The following is an 18,297-nucleotide window of genomic DNA, read 5'->3' on the forward strand; positions in this document are numbered from 1 at the left end:
AACCCGCCGACCCTTTGTTGTCGCGCCGGGCGCCGGTTTCCTCGGCCGGCGCCGGGGGCACACCCGTCTGGCCCGGGGGGGTCCGCCCCCGGACCGGGTCCGTCCCACGCGGCCGCCGCGAATCGTGGCTCAGCCCGGGTCGCGGAGACTTGCCTGCACCATGGACATGAGGCGGACCAGGAGATCGTCTGCCCGGTTCCAGTCGACATCGGCCCGGTCGGCGGGGTACACGAGGTCGATCGCGGCACCGTCAAGGAACGACTGGCGAATGAAGCGACTTCCGGTGAAGATCGGCTCCTCGCCCTCGTCGTCAACGGTCGTGTAGTGCCCGTCGACCAGGGCGGCGGGGTCCCACGAGTCGTCGAGGCGGACGTACAACCCGTTGCGCAGCAGCCAGCCCAGATAGTCGCCGTCGGGCCGTTCGTCGGGCTCGAGATCCCCTTCGAACATTTCGGTGAGCAGGTCGCTGCCATCATCCGCCGCGTCCAGGGCCCACACTGCGGTGGACACGAGGTCCTTGTCGATGAGCCAGAGGCAGGTTCGCCCGTCGAGGATCAAATCGTACAGGTCGATGAAGATCTCCTTCGGTCGCCGCAGCGCGCCGCGCAGCACGTCGAAGGCAATGTGGCGTTCGGTCCGCAGCCACGCAAGGAGACGCTCGGCGCGGGCCTGCCCCTTGTCGCTGACGACCAGCTGGACCGCGAGCGGCATCGGGTCGGAGCGATCGATTCGGATGGTGTTCGTCTCCGGCTTGAACGCGAAGACCTTCAGCCCGGCGCGCAGCGCATAGTCGCGTTCGAAGTTCACCCAGCGCGACTCGGTCGAGCGACCGCCTTCCAGGTAGATCAGGCCGCCGCACGACAGGATGGTTTCCACGATGCCGTTGCTCACGGCGTTCTTGGGGTCGACGTCCAGGCGGGGGAAGATGACCGTCTCGACACGTTCGGGCAGTGACGCGATGAGCGCTCTCACGAGTTCCGCGTCGTCATAGGCGTGCGAAATGAACACCCGACCCGGCAGTTCGACACCGGTGTCGGCGAGCTGTCCACGCATTGTCGGCACCCTCTCGGCAAGGACTGAGCCACCGTACCGGGTTCAGGCGTGGGCCAGTGCGAGTCGCTGGTCGGCCTCGTCCGGGGGCAGCCACGACGCCCCGTCCAGGCTTGCCTTCTTCGTGTTGAACGCGGAGACCCAGAGGCCCGCGGCCCAACTCGCCTCGATCTCCTCCGTGGTCCAGGCCCGGCCGGCGGCGCGCTGGTAAGCCTCCAGGAACGCCGCCGACTCGGGCACCGTCGCGGCCCTGGGCACCATCCCACACGGCCACACGGCCGCGGCCAGTCCGACCAGCACGGCCTCCGGCGCGGCGGTGACGCTGTCCCAGTCGTGGACCACCAGCGGCTCGGCGCCGTCCCAGCGGATGTTCTGCGCTTCCCAGTCGCCGTGCCCGATCACGACGCGCCCGCCGGCCGCGGTGCGCACGAACCGGCCCAACCGGCGGCGGACCCGCGCGCCGGTCTCGTCGAGCCATGCCGTCGCGTGCTCGGCCGCGTTCAGGTCGTCGGCGCGGTCGTCGGCGGGCGGCCAGACGCCCGGCAGCGCATGGTTCCACGCGGTCCACGGCAGGTCCGGCGCGAGGGTGCCGACCGTCGCCGGCCGGGGCGCCAGCGCGATGCACCGCGCCAGCAGCGCGGCGAACCGGGCGGCGTGCTCGGTGTGGTCGGTGTCCGGCGCCGGTGATCCTCCCGGCACGGACGCCTCGGCGCTCACCGCCAGGCCCTGCTCGACGACCGGGCCGGTCAGCGGCTCGGGAGCGGGAAAGCCGGCCCGCCACAGGGCTTGCTGCACGGCCGCGCACGCGGCGAGGCGGGGCGAGTCCGGCCGGACCTTGACGACCACCTCGCGCCCTCCGGCCAGCCGCACGCCGAAGACCCGCGACAGATGAGCGGAGATCACCTGTACGTCCTGCGCCGCGGCGCCGAGATGGTGTCTGCACCAGCGATCGACGTCGAACGTCACGCGCCAAACCTACGCGGCTGCGCCGGCGGGTGCTCCGGTGCCTGGTCGGCGTTCAGTCGGGGAGGTCGGCGATCGTTCGGGCCCAGTCGCGCATCGGCGAGTCGGATGCGGTCGCGGTGTAGCGCCGGAACTGCTCGCGGCTCTCGGCGCGGCGGATACCGCCGTGCATCACGGGCGCCTGATGCCCCCGCATGCCGGGGTCCGGTTGCCAGGTGGCCGCGACCCTGGCGGCACCGTCTCTGGGTGACTCCAGCGCGAAGTACACCTCGCGCACGCCGAGCGCCATCGCCGCGCCGAGACACATGACGCACGGCTCGAGGCTGACGGCCAGTCGCAGCGGCTCGGAGTGATCCACCCAGCCGAGCCGCTCGTCGCTCTCCATCATGGCGAGCAGGCCGGCGTGCACCAGCCGGCGGCCGCGGCCGCGTTCGCTGGTGTACGCCCAGCCGACGACATCGTCACCGGACAGCACCACAGCACCGATCGGCAGCTCGCCGGCCTTCAGACCGGACTCGGCGGCCTCGATCGCGGCGCCGACCATCTCCTCGGGGGTCACCCACCTATCCTGGCCCACCCCGGCCGGGGACGCATACAGCCGACCAGCCACCCGCAGGTGACGCGGACGGACAAGATCGACCTCCGTCAGGGGATCAGGGCGACCTTCCCGCCAGGGTGCCCGCCGCGGACGAGGTCGAGCGCGGCGGGGGCGTCGCTGAGCGGAAACGTCCGGGCGACCGGGACGACGAGCTGGCCATCGGCGGCGAGGTCGAGCAGGCGACCGCGGACGGCGTCGCGGAACGCCGCGCTGTCCGGCTGCGCGCCGCCGATCGCGGCGACGCCTGCCGCCCGGGCATGCTCCGACGCGACGATCGTCACGGCCCGTGCGGGGTCGTCGAGCAGCTCATGCACGGAGTCGATGGCCTCGTCCGTGCCGACGGTGTCGATGACCGCGGCGATGCCCGCCGGTGCCGCCGCACGGACCCGGTTGACGACGCCCGGCCCGTACGTGACCGGTTCGGCCCCGAAGCCGCGTAGCAGTTCGGCGTTGTGCTCGCCGGCGGTACCGACGACGCTGACGCCGAGCCGTCGCGCCTGTTGCAGCACGCTGACACCGACGGCGCCGGACGCGCCGTGCACCAGGATCGTTTCGCCCGCGCCGACGCCCGTGACGTGCAGCGCCTCGGCCGCGGTCGTCCCGGCGAGCAGCAGGTTGGCGGCGGCCGGGAAGTCCAGCGCGGCCGGTTTGGCGAAGACGTCCTTCGCCGGCACGGTGACCTGCGAGGCGTACCCGCCGCTGATCCGGAACGCCACGACCGCGTCGCCGACGTTGCCGCCGCCGGAGGCGATCGCGGTGTCCGGCCCGATCGCGCTGATGACGCCGGCGACCTCGTAGCCGATCGGCAGCGGCAGCGGCCGGTCGGGGCCACGGGCGGCGGCGAGGTGCTTGTAGTCGGCCGGGTTGACGCCCGCCGCCCGCACGTCGATCGTCACCTCACCCGCCGCGGGCGCGGGGACGTCGGCCTCGACCAGGGTAAGCACCTCGGGCCCGCCGAACTGCGGCGCGATCCACTTCACTGCCATGTTCGGGACTCCTTCGTCACCGGACGTCGCTGCATGCCTGCTGTCCTTCAGCCCGTGCGCAAGTAGCCCATCCACGGGATGCGCGTCCGCTCCACCCGGAGATCCGGGCCGTCATATGGAAGCCTGGGACGCGCGGGCGGCTGGTAGCGGACGGCTCAGCGCATATCACCCGCACAGAGGTGTCAGCGGAGTGCGATTTCGCCCGTGTGGACGGCACGCATGGCGCGCTCGACCGTCTCGTGGTGTTCGCCGACCGGAGCCACGTAGCCGATGACGTCGCGCGCGGCGTCCTCGCCGAGCGTCCGGGTGATCACCCAGGTGGCGAGGTACTGCGACGCCAGGCAGCCGCCCGCCGTGGCGATGTTGCCCTCGGCGTGGAACGGCGCGTCCAGCACCGTGACGCCGCAGGCTTCGACAAAGGGCCGGCTCTTCAGGTCCGTGCATGCCGGCATTCCGCCCAGCAGCCCGAGGCGCGCCAGCACCAGCGCGCCGGAGCACTGCGCACCGATCAGCTGGCGCGAAGGGTCGAGCGGCAATCTGGAGATCAGCCGGTCGTCGGCGACCACGTCGCGCGTCCGCACCCCGCTGCCGATCAGCACGACGCCGGCCTCGGTCACGAACTCCATCGGGCGCTGCCCGGTCACCTCGACGCCGTTCATCGACGTGACCACCGGCGTCGGCGTCGTGATGAAGGCCTCCAACCCGTCCTTGCGGCACCGGTTGATCAGCGCGGCGGCGATGAAGCTGTCCAGCTCGTTGAACCCGTCGAAGGTGACCACCGCTACCTGCATCACAACTCCTTCACAGACGACATCAGAGACGACATCAGTGCTGCACTCTGCCCGGGCGCGCCGGGGCGGGTCGAGAGCCAATCACCGGCTCCCGGCCCACCCGGGACAGGTCACCTTCAGCGGCGCTGTCGGGTTCCCGCCTCATCGGTGAATTGACCGAATTGGGCGGGTCCCGGCTTCCTACCGTGCCGGGGATGAAGCGACCGTTCGTGCTCAGCCTCGCCGCGCTGATCGTGCCGGCGGTGCTCCCATTCGTCTCCCCGGGTCCCGCCGCAGCCGCTCCGGTCGGCAGCGCCCGCATCGCGTTCTCGCGCAACGACGACCTGCCCGGCACCGAGCACGAGATCATGTCGATGACGTCGACCGGCACCAACGTGGTGGTGCTGACCAACACCCCGGCGGTCGTGGACCTCGATCCGGTCTACTCCCCCGACGGCAAGCGGATCGCCTTCACGCGCTGGGGTGCCGGTCCCGACGAGCTCTGGGTGATGAACGCCGACGGCACCGGCCTGGCCGTGGTGCCCGGCAGCGGCCGGGCCCACCACCCGGCCTGGTCGCCGGACGGCAAGCGGCTGGCCTACGCGCGCATGGAGCCGGTCCCGCCGTACACCGCGCACATCTGCATCCGCGATCTCAAGGGCGGCAGCTATCAGCTGCTCAGCGCGACGCCCGGCGCCAACGACTGGGCACCCGCGTGGTCGCCCGACGGCACCCGGATCGCGTGGAACCGCTGGATCGGCGGCGCCAGCCAGCTGCTCGTGCTGACGCTCAAGGGCCTGTCGTTGGACCAGTTGACCCCGTTGACGCCCGGCCGCGACGACGCGTGGCCGGACTGGTCGCCGGACAGCAAGCAGATCGTGTTCAGCCGCTTCGAAAGCGGCGCCGGGATCGGCAGCAGCCTCTACCGCATGTCCGCGAAGGGCGGCCCGGTGACGCTGGTCCTCGCCGGGATCCCGCTGGTCAACGACACGTACTTCACGATGCCGGACTGGTCGCCGGACGGCACGAAGATCGCCTACGCCGGCATGGACGACGACGAGGGCTGGGGCAACATCTACACGATCACGCCCGACGGCAAGAACAACACGCAGCTGACGTTCGGCACGGCGACGGACATGTCCCCCGACTGGACGGTGGCCTGACCCGGATCCGTGCGCTACCTGGACAGCGGCGAGCCGATCGGCACGGAGGTCATCGCGTAGATCCGCACCAGGTCGTGGAACCGGCGCCGGCCGGCCGCGTCCGGCGGTGGGAGCAGGCCGGCGTGGACGAGCTCGTCGAGGCCCGCCCGCGCCGACGCGACGGTGACGCCGGCGACGTCGGCGGCGCGGCCGGCGAGGACGGCCCGCAGCTGCCCGGCCCGCTCGTCCTCGTCGCGGGCGATCTGCCGGGAGTGCACGCCGAGGGCCTTGAGCAGCACCGTCAGGGCGTCGCCGGTGGTGACCGGCTCGGGTTCGATGCCGCGCAGGTCCAGGTAGTAGCAGCCGTCGGGGAACCGGTCGCGGTGCTGCTCGGCGACCCGGATGGCCAGCGCCGTCTTGCCGACGCCGGGCGGCCCGTGCAGGACGGTGACCGCCGCCGAGCCGGCCGCGACCCGCCGGCCGATGGCGGCCAGTTCGGCGTCCCGCCCGACGAAGTGCACGCTGCGGCGGGGCAGCTCGCAGCTGCGCGGCCGGCCGGCGGTGGTGGTCGTCTCGCGTCCGGAGCGGCCCAGTGCGATGAACGCCTCCGCGTCGGCGGGTGCGAGGCCGAGCCCGGCGGCCAGCGCGGCGACGGTCCATGGCTGGGGCGCCCGGCTGCGGCCGCGTTCGGTGTCGCTGATCGCGCGGACGCTGACCCCGGACACCTCCGCCAGGGCCTCGATGGTCAGCCCGGCCCGCACCCGCAGCGCCCGGAGCCGCGGTCCGAGCTCGCTGCGCTGCACGGGAAAAACGCTATCGGCGCACGACCCGCCGGCCTCGGCCGTCGGCGCATGATCATCGGCTCACAGTGCACGGGCGTCGACGCCGGAGCGCCGCCACTGGCTCGGCAGCATCCCGTAGCGGGCCCTGAACCGGCGGGTGAAGTGCGTCGCGTCGCGGAACCCCCACCCCTGCGCGACGGCGGCGACCGACCGGTGCCGGCTCTCGGGCAGCAGCAGCTCGTGCCGGGCTCCCTGCAGCCGCTCCGCGATGATCCACTGCTCGAGGCTGAGCTCGGCGGCGGCGCAGACCTGGTACAGGTGACGCAGCGACACGTTGTGCGCGGCCGCGATCATCGCCGGGCCGAGGTCGGGGTCGGCGAGGTGCTGGCGCACGAACGCCCGGACCCGCGTGAGCAGCGTCTCGGCGAGGACCTCGCGGGTGTTGCGTTCCGCCCGGCCGGCCGAGGCCAGCAGCGCCCGGACCAGGTCGACGCTCGCCGCGGCGACCGCGGCCGACGCGGGGTCCGCGACGATCCGCGCGGGATCGCTGGTCAGGTGCGCGATGTGGTCGGTGACCAGGCGGCAGAACGGGCTTTCGTGGATCCGCGGTGCCGCCCGCCGCACCGTGTCGACCGGGAGACCGAGCTGGTCGAACGGGATCTGGATGCACCCCGCGGCCCCGTCCCCGGACCACGAGTAGTCGTAGGCGCCGGACAGGTCGACGGCCAGCAGCTCCCCCGCCGGCACCAGCCGCTGCTGCTTGCGCTGCTCGAACCGGCCCTGCGAGCGCAGCTGCACCGACAGCGCGATGACCGGCATCGCGTCCTGCCTGGCCAGTTTGTCCGTGCGCAGCAGCCGGATGCCGGACGAACGGTGGGTGAAGATGGTGGCGTTGCCAAGGTCCCACACCTCCATCCTGGCGTGCACCGGCCCCGCCGGGTCCTCATGGATGACGTGGCAGGGCGCGGAGGCGTACATCATCGCGGTGTGCACCGCTTCCACCCGGTCCGGCGGTGCAAGGTCCGCTGTGTCCAGCACGTACGACACCGTGCCTCCCCTGTTCCGTGCATACCGGCCCAGTGTGCACGGCGCAGGCCGTGGCGGCGCTTCGCGGGTTTGTCAGCGCGCCTGGGGACGGTTTCGCATGCCGCTGGTACGTTCGGGCGGCGTCCGACCGTGCCCTGGGAATGGAGCTGGCGTGCCCACTACTGTGGTTCTCACAGGTCTCGTGCTCCTTGTGCTGCTGATCGGCGCAGCGTGGGGGGCGCGGCGCTTGGCTCGTCGCTCAGCGCAGGTGAGGCCACCCGCGGTGGCACGGACACCGGCTCGGAGCCTGGCCGCGCCGCCACGGCCGCCGGCCGGCCCGCCTTCCGTGCCGCCTTCCGGGCGGCCGGTCAGTCCGCCTTCCGGATCCGCGGGTCAGCGGCCGTCCACCGGACCGGCGGTCGTGCGCCCGCCGGGCGGGGCGCACCTGGGGATCGACTTCGGCACGACCAACACGGTCGCGGCGCTGCGCGCCCCGGACGGTCGCCGGGTGCCGTTGCTGTTCGACGGGCTCCCGCTCCTGCCGTCCGCGGTCTTCGCCGGGGACGACGGACAGTTGCTGGTCGGCAGGGACGCGACGCACCTGGCCCGGACGTCGCCCGACCGGTACGAACCAGCACCCAAGCGGTGCATCGACGACGGCAGCGTCCTGCTCGGCGACCGCGACTATCCGGTCGTGGACCTGGTGGCGGCGGTGTTGTCACGCGTGCGGGACGAGGCACAGCGGGCCCTGGACGGGCCGGTGCACCACGTGACGCTCACGCACCCGGCGGCATGGGCCACGCACCGCCGGGAGGTGCTCGCCGCCGCGGCGTCCCGGGCGGGCCTGCCGGCCGTCACCCTCGTGCCCGAGCCGGTCGCGGCCGCCCGGTTCCTCACCGGCCTGACCCGCACCCCGGTGCCCGAGCACGCGGTGGCCGTGGTCTACGACTTCGGCGGCGGCACGTTCGACGCCACCGTCCTGCGCATGACCGCGGGCGGTTTCACCGTGCTGGCCACCGAGGGCCTGCCCGACGCGGGCGGCGTCGACGTGGACGCGGCCCTCGTCGCGCACATCGGCGCGGCGCACGCCGCCCGTGACCCCGATGCGTGGCAGCGCCTGACCAGTCCCGCCACACCGGCCCACCGGCGGGCCCGGCGGACCTTCTGGGACGACATCCGGCACGCCAAGGAGATGCTGTCGCGCACCGCGTCCACGACGGTGCACCTGCCGCTGTTCGAGCACGACGTGCTGATCACCCGCGACCAGCTGGAGTTGCTGGCCCGTCCGGTGCTGGACCGCACCGTCGCCGCCACCCGCTCCGCGCTGGCCGCGGCCGGCGCCGCCGCATCGGCGCCGGCCACCATCTTCCTGGTCGGCGGCTCCAGCCGGATCCCGTTGGCCGCGACGTTGCTGCACCGCGCGTTCGCGGTCGCCCCGACCGCGGTGGACAGCCCGGAGACCGTCGTCGCCGAAGGCGCACTGCTGGTCAAGCCGGCCTGACGCGGTTCGGTGCCGCACGTTCCTGCCCCATGTCTCCTCGGCCACGTTCGGGTCGACGCCCGGCGCGAGTCCTTCGCCCGGACGGTACGCCCCCGCTGACCTGGGCGGACAGGGACAAGTGTCCCGGTTTCTGTCCCGACTTATGTCCCGGATGGTCGGGCCTGTCCCCATTTCGTGCCACGGTCCACGGTGGAGCGAACCGGCCGCTGCGCGCCGTTTTTACATTCCTCTCCGTCACCACCCACGGTGATGTGTCCAGAGGAGAACACATTGAAACGACACCTTCTTCGAGCCGGCGCGGTCGCGCTGGCCGGTTTGCTCAGCGCCGTTGTCATTCCCTCCGGCCCGGCCAGCGCCGAGCCCATGTGCGACCGGCCGGTGCCACCGCCGGCGTGTGGTGACGGCGGCGAGGAGGACCCGCCGCCGGCGCCGCGGGACATCCCCGTCCACGGCACGCTCGACGCGGTCACCTACGTCGGCAACGCCGTGCGGGTCAGCGGCTGGGGCATCGACCGTGACAGCGGCGCCGCCCCGCTCGTCGTCGACATCTACATCGACGGCGCGTGGAAGCGGACACTGACCGCCAACACGTACCGCCAGGACGTCGCCGACGCCTACCCGTCCTACGGCGCCTACCGCGGTTACGACGCCACCGTTCCGGCCGGCCTCGGCACCCACCAGGTGTGCGCGTGGGCGATCAGCGTGGTGCCGGCGGGTGCAGCGAACCCGGGCAACCCGCAGCTGGGGTGCAAGACGTACACCGGCACCCTCGCCGCACCGAGCAACGTCCGCACCATCTCCAGGGCGCAGGACGGCACCACGGTGCTCGGGTTCAAGGACAACTCCGTCGAGGAGACGTCGTTCCGGATCACCATCACCCGGCAGTACTGGGAGCCGTACACCGACCCGCGCTGGGGCCAGCTCTACCGTGCCTACTACGTCAACCGGGAGATCACGGTGCCGGCGCAGGCCGGCACGGCCGAGGTGACCGCCACGACCGAGACCTCGGGATCGGACTGCCGCACGACGGTGTCCGCGATCTCCGGTTCCTTCCAGAGCGCCCCGGTCTCCACCGGCTGGTGCTGATCGGGTAGGTCACGGCCGGTGGGCGGGGCCGGAGCCCCGCCCACCGGAGGCTCAGCTGGTGTATGCCTCGAACTCGTAGATGCGGGCGGCGGCGTCGGTGTTGCTGGTCGGCGCCAGCACGTTCAGCCGCAGATAGCGCGCGTTCGTCGCGGCGAACGTGTGGGTGGTGACGTTGGCGGTGTTCCCGCGCGGCGACGCGACCGTCGTCCACGTCGTGCCGTTGGTGCTGACCTGGATGTCGAAGTCACGGGTGTTCCAGGCGGCGTTCTCCCCACCCGCGCCGGCGTGCCGGATCACGACCCGGCTGACCGACTGGCTGGAGCCCAGGTCGACCTGCCACCACTTCGTCGCCCCCAGCGAGCACCACTTGTCGGCGTTGCCACCGTTGACCGTGCCGTTCACCGCCTTCGCCGGCGCCTCCGTCGCCGCGCACTGGCTGTCCGCGGTCGCCGGCTTGTTCAGCGCCAGGTTCGTGCTCGGGGTGCCGGTCGTGGCGGCGGTCACCGCGTTCGACGCGCCGGACCGGTTGCCGGCCGCGTCCTTGGCCACGACGTAGAACGTGTAACTGGTGGCCGCGGCCAGGCTGCCGACCGTAAACGTGGTGCCGGTCGGCGAGCCGACCAGGACGTCGGTCGCGCCGTTCTCCCGGAACACGTCGTAGCCGCTCACCCCGACGTTGTCGGTCGAGGCATTCCAGGCCAGCGAGATGCTGTTACTGGTAGTGCCGGTCACCCGGTTGTTGCCCGGCACTGACGGCGGCGTGGTGTCGCCGCCCGCCAGCTCCTTGATCCGCACGTTGCGGAACGACACGTCGTCGCCCGTGCCGTGGTTCTGGATGCCGATGTACCCCTGCACCAGCGAACGCGCCGGCACGGTGTTGGTGAAGTCGTTGATCAGCCTGCCGTTGAGGTACACGCGCAGCCGCTCACCCTCGACCAGGAGCTCGTAGGTGTTCCACTCGCCGGGCGGGTTCAAGGCGGCGTTGCGCGCGGCGAGGTCGGCGGACTTGAAGCCGTAGATCGACCCGGTGGTGCGGTCGTCGGTGTCGGTGGCGTCGATCTGGACCTCGTACCCGTTGTTGATCGCCGAGTTCGGGTCGGAGCTGGCCGGGAAGCCGACGAAGACGCCGGAGTTGTCGTCGCCGGGCATCCGCCAGTCGAGCTTCAGCGAGTACGCGCGGAACTCCTTCGCCGAGTACCACAGCATGCCCAGCCCGCCGACGGACGTCAGCGTGGCGTCGCTGTTGGTGAAGCTGCCCGGGCCGGCCTGCGACCAGCCGGTGGTGGACCCGTTGTACAGCGTGGTGTACCCGGTCTCCGGACGGCAGTCCGCCTTGGTCTTGCCGGCCGCGTACCGGATGCCGCCGAGCAGCTGGTTGCGGAAGTTCGCCTCGCTGTAGGACGCGATGGTGTGCCCGAGCCCGGTGTAGAACGACCGTCCGTTGTCGATGGTCTTGCACCAGGTGATCGGGTGGTCCGCGCCCATCGTCCCGCCGGAGTACGAGCTCTCGTCCAGGGTCGCCAGGACGCGCGCCGTCGAGCGCGGGTTGGTCTGGTAGTTGTACAGCTCGTCGCTGCGGGTCCAGACCTGCGGCAGGTGCGCGGTCGCCGCGTGCGCGCGGTTCTCCACGCGGACGTTCACCTGCTGGATCGCCGGGTGCGACGCGAAGTACGCGCCGACCAGCGTGCCGTAGAACGACCAGCCGTACTCGGTGTCCGCCGCCGCGTGCACGCCGGCGTAGCCGCCACCGCCGCGGATGTAGGACTCGAACGCGGTCTGCTGGGCGTCGTTGAGCACGTCGCCGGTGGTGCTGAGGAACACGACCGCCTCGTACTGGGCGAGGTTGCCGGTGGTGAACGCGTTGGCGTCCTCGGTCGCGGTGACGGTGAAGTTGTTGGCGGCGCCCAGGTCGCGGATCGCCTGGATGCCGGCCGGGATCGCGTCGTGGCGGAAACCCGCCGTCTTGGAGAACACCAGCACGTCGTAGGCGGTGTCGGCGGCCTGGCTCTGCGGCACGTGGGCAAGCGCGAGCAGCGTCACCGTGACGGTGGCGACGCCGAGCAATCTGCGGAGGATCATGATCTCTGCTTCCCTTCGGGCGTAGCAGGACGGTGGGCGGAGCCGGAGCCCCGCCCACCGCAGCGTCAGCTGGCGTATGCCTCGAACTCGTAGATGCGGGCGGCCGCATCGGTGTTGCTGGTCGGCACCAGGACGTTCATCCGGACATACCGGGCGTTCGTCGCGGCGAAGGTGTGCATGGTGACGTTGGCGGTGTTCCCGCGTGGCGAGGCGACCGTCGTCCAGGTGGTGCCGTTGGTGCTCACCTGGATGTCGAAGTCGCGGGTGTTCCACGCGGCGTTCTCCCCGCCGGCGCCGGAGTGCCGGACGACGACCCGGCTGACCGACTGGCTGCTACCCAGGTCGACCTGCAGCCACTTGTTGGCGCCCACCGAGCACCACTTGTCGGCGTTGCCACCGTTGACCGTGCCGTTGACGGCCTTCGCCGGTGCCTCCGTCGCCGCACACTGGCTGTCCGCGGTCGCCGGCTTGTTCAGCGCCAGGTTCGTCGCCGGCGGCCCGCCGCTGTTGATGGTGACCGCGTCCACGTCGAACAGCGAGCCCGCGCCGCCGGTGAAGACCAGGAACAGTGTGGTGACGCCGGACGGCAGGTTGGACAGGTTGCCGGTGACGTTGGTGAACGTCTCGAAGCTGCCGGTGTTCGGCACGGCCGCGCTGCCCAGCAGCGTGCCCGTCGCCGAGCCGGCGCGCAGCGACAGGGTGCCGCCCGGACCGCCCGAGGAGACCCGCGCCGTGAACGAGGTCGCGCCGCTCAGCGCGTACGGCGTGAAGCTGATCCACTCGCCGTTCTGGATGTCGCCGACGGTCCGCCCACCCTCGGCGGTCGTCTTGTTGAACAGCCCGACGCCGGACATCGCACCGTAGTGCTCGGCCTGGCGGTGCCGCGGCTGGGTGATGTTCTGCTTGTGCGTGGTGATGCCACCGTTGTCGGTGTACTCCGCGTCCCACACCCCGAAGACGTTCGCGGCGGCGTCGTGCTCACCGTCGACCGGCACCGTGATCGTGCCCGAGCAGCCGGTCTGCGACGTGATCTGGTGCGCGTGGCTGTCGTGGCCCAGCAGATACGTCATCCGCACCCGGCTGCAGTTGATCGCGCCGTCCTCCGGGTCGGTGACCTGGATCTGGTACGACACCGTGTCGCCGAAGCTGAACAGCTGGCCGTTGGCCGGCGTGATGAGGTTGACCGTCGGGGCCGTGTTGCCGACGCTGATCTGCACGCTCGCCGTCGCCGACGCCGGTGGGTTCGCGTTGTCCCGGACGGTCAGCGTGGCCGTGTAGGTGCCGGCGGTGCTGTACGTCTTCGTCGGGTTGGCCGCCGTCGACGTGGTGCCGTCGCCGAACGCCCACGAGTACGTGATCGGGTTGCCGTCCGGGTCGCTGGAGCCGGCGGAGGAGAAGTTGACCGTCAGCGGCGCCGGGCCGGACGTCGGGTTCCCGGCCGCACGGGCGATCGGCGCCCGGTTGGTACCCCGGCCGATGTACTCGATGCGGTACAGCGCGGAGAACGAGTCCGGGCTGCCGAAGCCGGTGCCGTAGTCCAGCACGTACAGCGCGCCGTCCGGGCCGAACGCCATGTCCATCACCTGGGTCCCGGTCCACGGGAAGCCGATGATGCTGCCCGGCGTACCGTCGCCGTTGACGTGCACGGTCTTGATCCAGCGCCGGCCGAACTCACCGGCGAAGTAGTGCCCGTCGAAGTCGGCGGGGAACTTCACCGTCGACGGGTTCGCGGCGTCGTAGCGGTACACCGGCCCACCCATCGGCGACTCGGACCCGCTGCCGAACTCCGGCGGCGAACCGGCGTCACCGGCGTAGCGGATCCACGACGTGCGGGCGGCCGGCAGCGTCTGCAGGCCGGTGTTGCGGAACGAGTTGTTGGTCGGCCCGCCCGTGCAGTTGTACTTCGGCCCGGTGGCGTTGGTGGCGAAGTTCCACTCGTTGTACGTCTCGTTCGTGGTGTTCGTGCCGGTGCAGTACGGCCAGCCGTAGTTGCCCGGCGACGGCACCCGGTCGAACTCGACCTGGCCGCTCGGGCCACGGGTGGAGCTGGTGCTGCCGGCGTCCGGCCCGTAGTCGCCGACGTAGACGACGCCGGTGGCCTTGTCGACGTTCATCCGGAACGGGTTGCGGAAGCCCATCGCGTAGATCTCCGGCCGGGTGTTGGCCGTGCCGGGCGCGAACAGGTTGCCGGACGGCACCGTGTACCCGCCGCCGGTCGCGTTCGGCTTGATCCGCAGGATCTTGCCCCGCAGGTCGTTGGTGTTGCCGGCGGAGCGCTGCGCATCGTACGCCGGGTTGCGGTCGGTCCGCTCGTCGATCGGCGCGTAGCCGGCGGAGTCGAACGGGTTCGTGTCGTCGCCGGTGGTCAGGAACAGGTTGCCGGCCGCGTCGAAGTCGATGTCACCGCCGACGTGGCAGCACATGCCGCGGTCGGTGCCCACCTCGATGATCATCGCCTCGCCGCTGAGCGCCCAGCTGGTGCTCAGCGTGAACCGGGACAGCCGGTTGACGCCCCGCCACGTGTTCCAGGTCGCGGTGGTGCCGGTGGCCGGCGCGTCCCCGCCCGGCGTCGACAGCGGCGGCGCGTAGTACAGGTAGATGAACCGGTTGCTGGCGAAGTTGGGGTCGACGGCGACGCCCTGCAGCCCCTCCTCGTCGTGCGTGTACACCGGGATGTTCGCCACGACCGACGTGGTGCCGTTGACGTCGGTGCGGCGCAGGGTCCCGTTGCGCGCCGTGTGCAGCACCGACCGGTCGGGCAGCACTGCGAGCGTCATGGGTTCGCCGACCTCGGCGACGCCGCGCGCCAGCTCGACCTGCTGCCAGTCGGCCGCGTTGATGGCGGTGTGCGCCTCGGCGACCGGCGCATTGCTGACGACGATCGCCGCCCAGCCGACCAACGACAGCACGGCGGCGTATATCCATCGATTTCTGGACATTTTTCGATGTCTCGGGTACTGGTCCACGGCGGGCATGGGGCGCTCCTTCCCGGACCTGACCGGTCCGGCGACGTGCGGCGGAGGGGTGAGGACGTCCTCGGTGCCGACGCGAGCCGTATGGGGTGGAGGTTGCGTCGGCCCGAGGCGGTGCGGGTGGGGTCGAGCGGGCGTGACAAGGCGACTCTTGACGCAGGCGCGCAGCGCTCGGCGGCGCCGACCGTCGTGACGGTGGCGATCAGTCAGAGCTGCGGACCGGGACCGCGCCGATGGGCGGCCGGCGACGGCGGAGGAACAGGCCGCCGCGTGCGGTCTGGCGGGACACGCTGAGCACGCGGACGGCAGGGGAACCGGCGGGACCGGCACGAGGTGGCATCGGCGGCGAACGCAAGCAACGCCTGCGCATGGCGGACTCCTTCACGTTCCTGGAGGAGCGCGCCGACGCACCTGCTGTGACGGCGTCCCGCGGGGACCGGTGCTAGGGAGTTACCGCCGTCGTTGACGACGACTGTTGCAAGAGCGCCACCGAGTTGTCAACACTTTCATCGGATGAATGGTGGCAAGGCGGGGCACTTGACGACCTTTAAGACACACCCAGGCGGGATTTCAGCTGCATACATCGGTGGTATCACGATCCCGCGAAACGCCTCATCAAGCGGTTACCGAAGCAGTCCACGGGTGCCAGATGTCGCGTGAGCTGCGGCAGCGCGCACCCCTGGACAACGGGTTTGGCGCGGGTATGACCGTGGTAGTTGAGTCAGGCACCCGTCCCGGGACCGTGGAGGTGGGAATGGTGCCTGTCGAGATGACCCGACTGGCGAACGAGTCGACGGAGTGCCGCGCCGCTCGCGAGGAGCTACGGTTGGCCGAGATCGACCTGATGCGCCAGCGCGAGCGGGTGGCCGAGTTACGCCGCAGGATGCCGCCGGGGACGGTGGTCGAGGACTACGTCTTCGAGGAAGGTCCGGCCGATCTGGCGGCGGGGGATGAACCGGTCCGTCAGGTCAGGCTGAGCGAGCTGTTCAGCGGACCTGATCGACCCTTGATCGTGTACCACTTCATGTACGGCAAGGCCCAGCACTCGCCGTGCCCGATGTGCACGATGTGGATCGACGGGTTCAACGCCGTGGTCGACCATGTGGCCCAGAACGCCGACTTCGTCGTCGTGGCTGCGGCCGGCCTGCCGGCGTTGCGGTTCCACGCCCGCGCTCGAGGGTGGACCCGGCTCCGGCTGCTCAGCGCGGGGACCGGCACGTTCAAGTACGACCTGGCCAGTGAGGACGAGGCGGGGGCACAGGACTCGAGCATCTCGGTCTTCATCCTGGCCGCGGACGGAGCGGTCAGGCATTTCTACACGGGCCATCCGTGGATGTCGTCCGACATCCGTGAGCGCGGCATCGACCTGTGCAGCCCGGTGTGGCACCTGCTCGACCTGACGCCGGCGGGGCGGGGCGATTGGTACCCCGAGCTGCGCTACGAGCCCTGAGTCCCAGATCTTGGTCGGGGCGTGGACCGGTCCGCGTGCTGCTCAGGCTCAGGCGTCGGCGTGCCTGCGATCGCTGCCACGGCCGGTCTCGGCGCCGGCGCTGAGACCGGATTCTGCGCCTGCGACGACGGTGGCGGACCGGGACGTGCTGCTGCTGATCGGCTGGCGGCAGCGGGTGGCCTGGCCGCCGTCGTGACGGCTGGTGTCCGGGAGGCTGCTGGAGCGAACCACATCCGGCACCGCCGCAGGGCTTGATCTGACGCACTGCGCCTGCCGAATTCCTTGTCCGTGCAGCTCAACGCGTTCGTGACAGTCAGATGAGCCAGCCGCCGTCGTGTGTCTGTGTAGCTGGGAGTGGCAGCGGGTAGCCGACGGAAGTCTGTCGCGCACGCGGGCCAAGGGGGCGGTGAGCGTGAGGCTGGTGCAGGAGTCCGACTACCGGTTCCGTATCGACCCGTACGGCGAGATGCGGGTGCCCGGCGTGGTGTTCGCCTCGCGGGCGCTGCTGCCCGACCTCGCTGCGGACAAGTCCCTGGAGCAGGTGGCCAACGTCGCGACACTGCCCGGGGTGGTGGGCGCGTCGTACGCCATGCCCGACGTGCACTGGGGGTACGGGTTCCCGATCGGCGGGGTCGCCGCCACTGACGTCGCCGCCGGCGGGGTGGTCTCCCCCGGCGGTGTCGGGTTCGACATTTCCTGCGGCGTGCGGCTGCTCGCCGCCGACCTCAACCGCCAGGACCTCGCCGAGCCGTCGCTGCGGGCGCTGATGGACGGCCTCGCCGCGGCGACTCCCCGCGGCATGAACCGCGGCGCCGTGTGGGCGCTGCGCGATGCCCGGCAGCTGCAGGAGGTGCTGGCCGGCGGCGCCCGGTACGCGGTACAGCAGGGCCACGGGGTGCAGCGCGACCTCGACCGTTGCGAGGACGGCGGCGCGGTGGCCGACACCGACCCCGGGCAGGTCAGCGAGCGGGCGGTGCAGCGCGGGCTGGGCCAGGTGGGCAGCCTCGGGTCGGGAAACCACTTCCTGGAGGTCCAGGTCGTCGACCGGGTCTACGACGAGCCGGCGGCTGAGGCGTTCGGGCTGCGTGTCGGCCAGGTGTGCGTGATGATCCACTGCGGGTCCCGTGGGCTCGGACACCAGATCTGCACGGACCACGTGCGCGTCATGGAACGCGCCATGCTCAGATTCGGTATCACCGTCCCGGACCGGCAGCTGGCGTGCGCGCCGGTCTTGTCGCCGGAGGGTCAGGCGTATCTCGGGGCGATGGCCGCGGCGGCCAACTACGCCCGCGTCAACCGGCAGCTGCTCGCCGTGGCGGCCCGGCGCGTGTTCGACAGGGTCACCGGTCGGGAGCTGGCGTTGGTGTACGACATCTCGCACAACCTCGCCAAGATCGAGACACACGAGGTGGCCGGGGTGCCGCGGCGGCTGTGCGTGCACCGGAAGGGCGCCACTCGGGCGCTGCCGCCGGGCCATCCGGACCTGCCGGCCGATCTGCGTGGCGTCGGGCAGCCGGTGCTCATCCCCGGCACCATGGGCACCGCGTCCTACGTGCTCACCGGCCGGCCGCACGCGCCGGCGTTCGCCTCGACCTGCCACGGCGCCGGCCGTGCGCTCAGTCGCCATCAGGCGGCCAAGGCGGTGCGCGGCAAGGAACTGCGCGATCGGCTGGAGGCCGAGGGCATCGTGGTGCGCGGGGCGTCGTGGCGCGGCCTGGCCGAGGAGACACCGGAGGCGTACAAGGACATCGACACCGTGGTAGTCGCCGCGCAGGGCGCCGGGCTGTGCGCGCGGGTCGCGCGGCTGGTGCCGATCGGCGTGGTCAAGGGGTGAGACGACCGGCTGGTCGGTGTGCGCCAGGACCTGCTATGGCAGTTGGCGGGCGACAACA

Annotated in this window: 14 protein-coding genes; 5 read left to right on the top strand and 9 right to left on the bottom strand. The window is 71.5% G+C overall.

Annotated elements, in window-relative coordinates; all coding sequences use genetic code 11:
• Positions 1 to 129 precede the first annotated feature (129 nt).
• The 5 genes from AB0K00_RS35275 to AB0K00_RS35295 all read right to left on the bottom strand — a co-directional run bounded on the left by AB0K00_RS35275 (position 130) and on the right by AB0K00_RS35295 (position 4,376).
• The gene (locus tag AB0K00_RS35275) at positions 130 to 1,053 is read right to left on the bottom strand and encodes a TIR domain-containing protein (RefSeq protein WP_363529642.1); all 924 of its coding nucleotides are present in this window, start codon (positions 1,051 to 1,053) and stop codon (positions 130 to 132) included.
• A gap of 42 nt (positions 1,054 to 1,095) precedes the next feature.
• The gene (locus AB0K00_RS35280) at positions 1,096 to 2,016 is read right to left on the bottom strand and encodes a hypothetical protein (protein ID WP_363529645.1); all 921 of its coding nucleotides are present in this window, start codon (positions 2,014 to 2,016) and stop codon (positions 1,096 to 1,098) included.
• A 52-nt stretch (positions 2,017 to 2,068) separates the two neighbouring features.
• A complete protein-coding gene (locus tag AB0K00_RS35285) occupies positions 2,069 to 2,572 on the bottom strand; it encodes a deaminase (protein WP_363529648.1) in 504 nt (167 codons plus the stop codon).
• Between the two features lie 86 nt (positions 2,573 to 2,658).
• Positions 2,659 to 3,597 carry an NADP-dependent oxidoreductase gene (locus AB0K00_RS35290; protein WP_363529651.1) on the bottom strand — a complete coding sequence of 313 codons (939 nt, stop codon included), beginning with the start codon at positions 3,595 to 3,597 and terminating at the stop codon, positions 2,659 to 2,661.
• A 182-nt stretch (positions 3,598 to 3,779) separates the two neighbouring features.
• Positions 3,780 to 4,376, bottom strand: a complete 597-nt coding sequence (locus tag AB0K00_RS35295; RefSeq protein ID WP_363529653.1) for an AraC family transcriptional regulator — start codon at positions 4,374 to 4,376, stop codon at positions 3,780 to 3,782.
• 206 nt (positions 4,377 to 4,582) lie between these two features.
• On the opposite strand from AB0K00_RS35295, the gene AB0K00_RS35300 reads away from it, so the two are divergent.
• A complete protein-coding gene (locus tag AB0K00_RS35300; protein ID WP_363529656.1) occupies positions 4,583 to 5,530 on the top strand; it encodes a hypothetical protein in 948 nt (315 codons plus the stop codon).
• A 14-nt stretch (positions 5,531 to 5,544) separates the two neighbouring features.
• On the opposite strand, the gene AB0K00_RS35305 is transcribed toward AB0K00_RS35300, so the two are convergent.
• Both AB0K00_RS35305 and AB0K00_RS35310 read right to left on the bottom strand, forming a co-directional pair.
• Positions 5,545 to 6,312: a helix-turn-helix domain-containing protein gene (locus tag AB0K00_RS35305; RefSeq protein WP_363529659.1), complete on the bottom strand. Its 768-nt coding sequence runs from the start codon at positions 6,310 to 6,312 to the stop codon at positions 5,545 to 5,547.
• 60 nt (positions 6,313 to 6,372) lie between these two features.
• Positions 6,373 to 7,329, bottom strand: coding sequence for a helix-turn-helix domain-containing protein (locus AB0K00_RS35310; RefSeq protein WP_363529662.1), 957 nt, complete (start codon positions 7,327 to 7,329; stop codon positions 6,373 to 6,375).
• Positions 7,330 to 7,738: 409 nt separating this feature from the next.
• Here AB0K00_RS35310 and AB0K00_RS35315 point away from each other — a divergent pair, with 409 nt between their 5' ends.
• Positions 7,739 to 8,818, top strand: coding sequence for an Hsp70 family protein (locus AB0K00_RS35315; protein WP_363529665.1), 1,080 nt, complete (start codon positions 7,739 to 7,741; stop codon positions 8,816 to 8,818).
• 270 nt (positions 8,819 to 9,088) lie between these two features.
• The gene (locus tag AB0K00_RS35320) at positions 9,089 to 9,904 is read left to right on the top strand and encodes a hypothetical protein (protein ID WP_363529668.1); all 816 of its coding nucleotides are present in this window, start codon (positions 9,089 to 9,091) and stop codon (positions 9,902 to 9,904) included.
• 51 nt (positions 9,905 to 9,955) lie between these two features.
• Here AB0K00_RS35320 and AB0K00_RS35325 read toward each other — a convergent pair whose 3' ends face one another.
• Positions 9,956 to 11,983 (bottom strand): ThuA domain-containing protein, encoded by a 2,028-nt coding sequence (locus tag AB0K00_RS35325; protein WP_363529671.1) that lies wholly within the window; start codon positions 11,981 to 11,983, stop codon positions 9,956 to 9,958.
• A 65-nt stretch (positions 11,984 to 12,048) separates the two neighbouring features.
• Positions 12,049 to 14,865: a PQQ-dependent sugar dehydrogenase gene (locus AB0K00_RS35330; RefSeq protein WP_363529826.1), complete on the bottom strand. Its 2,817-nt coding sequence runs from the start codon at positions 14,863 to 14,865 to the stop codon at positions 12,049 to 12,051.
• A gap of 859 nt (positions 14,866 to 15,724) precedes the next feature.
• Between AB0K00_RS35330 and AB0K00_RS35335 the strand changes: the two genes are divergently transcribed.
• Both AB0K00_RS35335 and AB0K00_RS35340 read left to right on the top strand, forming a co-directional pair.
• A complete protein-coding gene (locus tag AB0K00_RS35335) occupies positions 15,725 to 16,405 on the top strand; it encodes a DUF899 family protein (RefSeq protein ID WP_363529675.1) in 681 nt (226 codons plus the stop codon).
• Between the two features lie 412 nt (positions 16,406 to 16,817).
• Positions 16,818 to 18,239, top strand: a complete 1,422-nt coding sequence (locus AB0K00_RS35340) for an RtcB family protein (protein WP_363529678.1) — start codon at positions 16,818 to 16,820, stop codon at positions 18,237 to 18,239.
• Positions 18,240 to 18,297 lie beyond the last annotated feature (58 nt).

This window comes from Dactylosporangium sp. NPDC049525, from assembly GCF_040676755.1.
In the GTDB taxonomy this organism is placed as follows: Bacteria; Actinomycetota; Actinomycetes; order Mycobacteriales; family Micromonosporaceae; genus Dactylosporangium.

Excerpts from the sequence above, each read along its gene's own strand:
- AB0K00_RS35300 (WP_363529656.1), top strand. The coding sequence starts at position 4,583 with ATGAAGCGACCGTTCGTGCTCAGCCTCGCCGCGCTGATCGTGCCGGCG.
- AB0K00_RS35275 (WP_363529642.1), bottom strand. The coding sequence starts at position 1,053 with ATGCGTGGACAGCTCGCCGACACCGGTGTCGAACTGCCGGGTCGGGTG.
- AB0K00_RS35290 (WP_363529651.1), bottom strand. The coding sequence starts at position 3,597 with ATGGCAGTGAAGTGGATCGCGCCGCAGTTCGGCGGGCCCGAGGTGCTT.
- AB0K00_RS35335 (WP_363529675.1), top strand. The coding sequence starts at position 15,725 with ATGACCCGACTGGCGAACGAGTCGACGGAGTGCCGCGCCGCTCGCGAG.
- AB0K00_RS35325 (WP_363529671.1), bottom strand. The coding sequence starts at position 11,983 with ATGATCCTCCGCAGATTGCTCGGCGTCGCCACCGTCACGGTGACGCTG.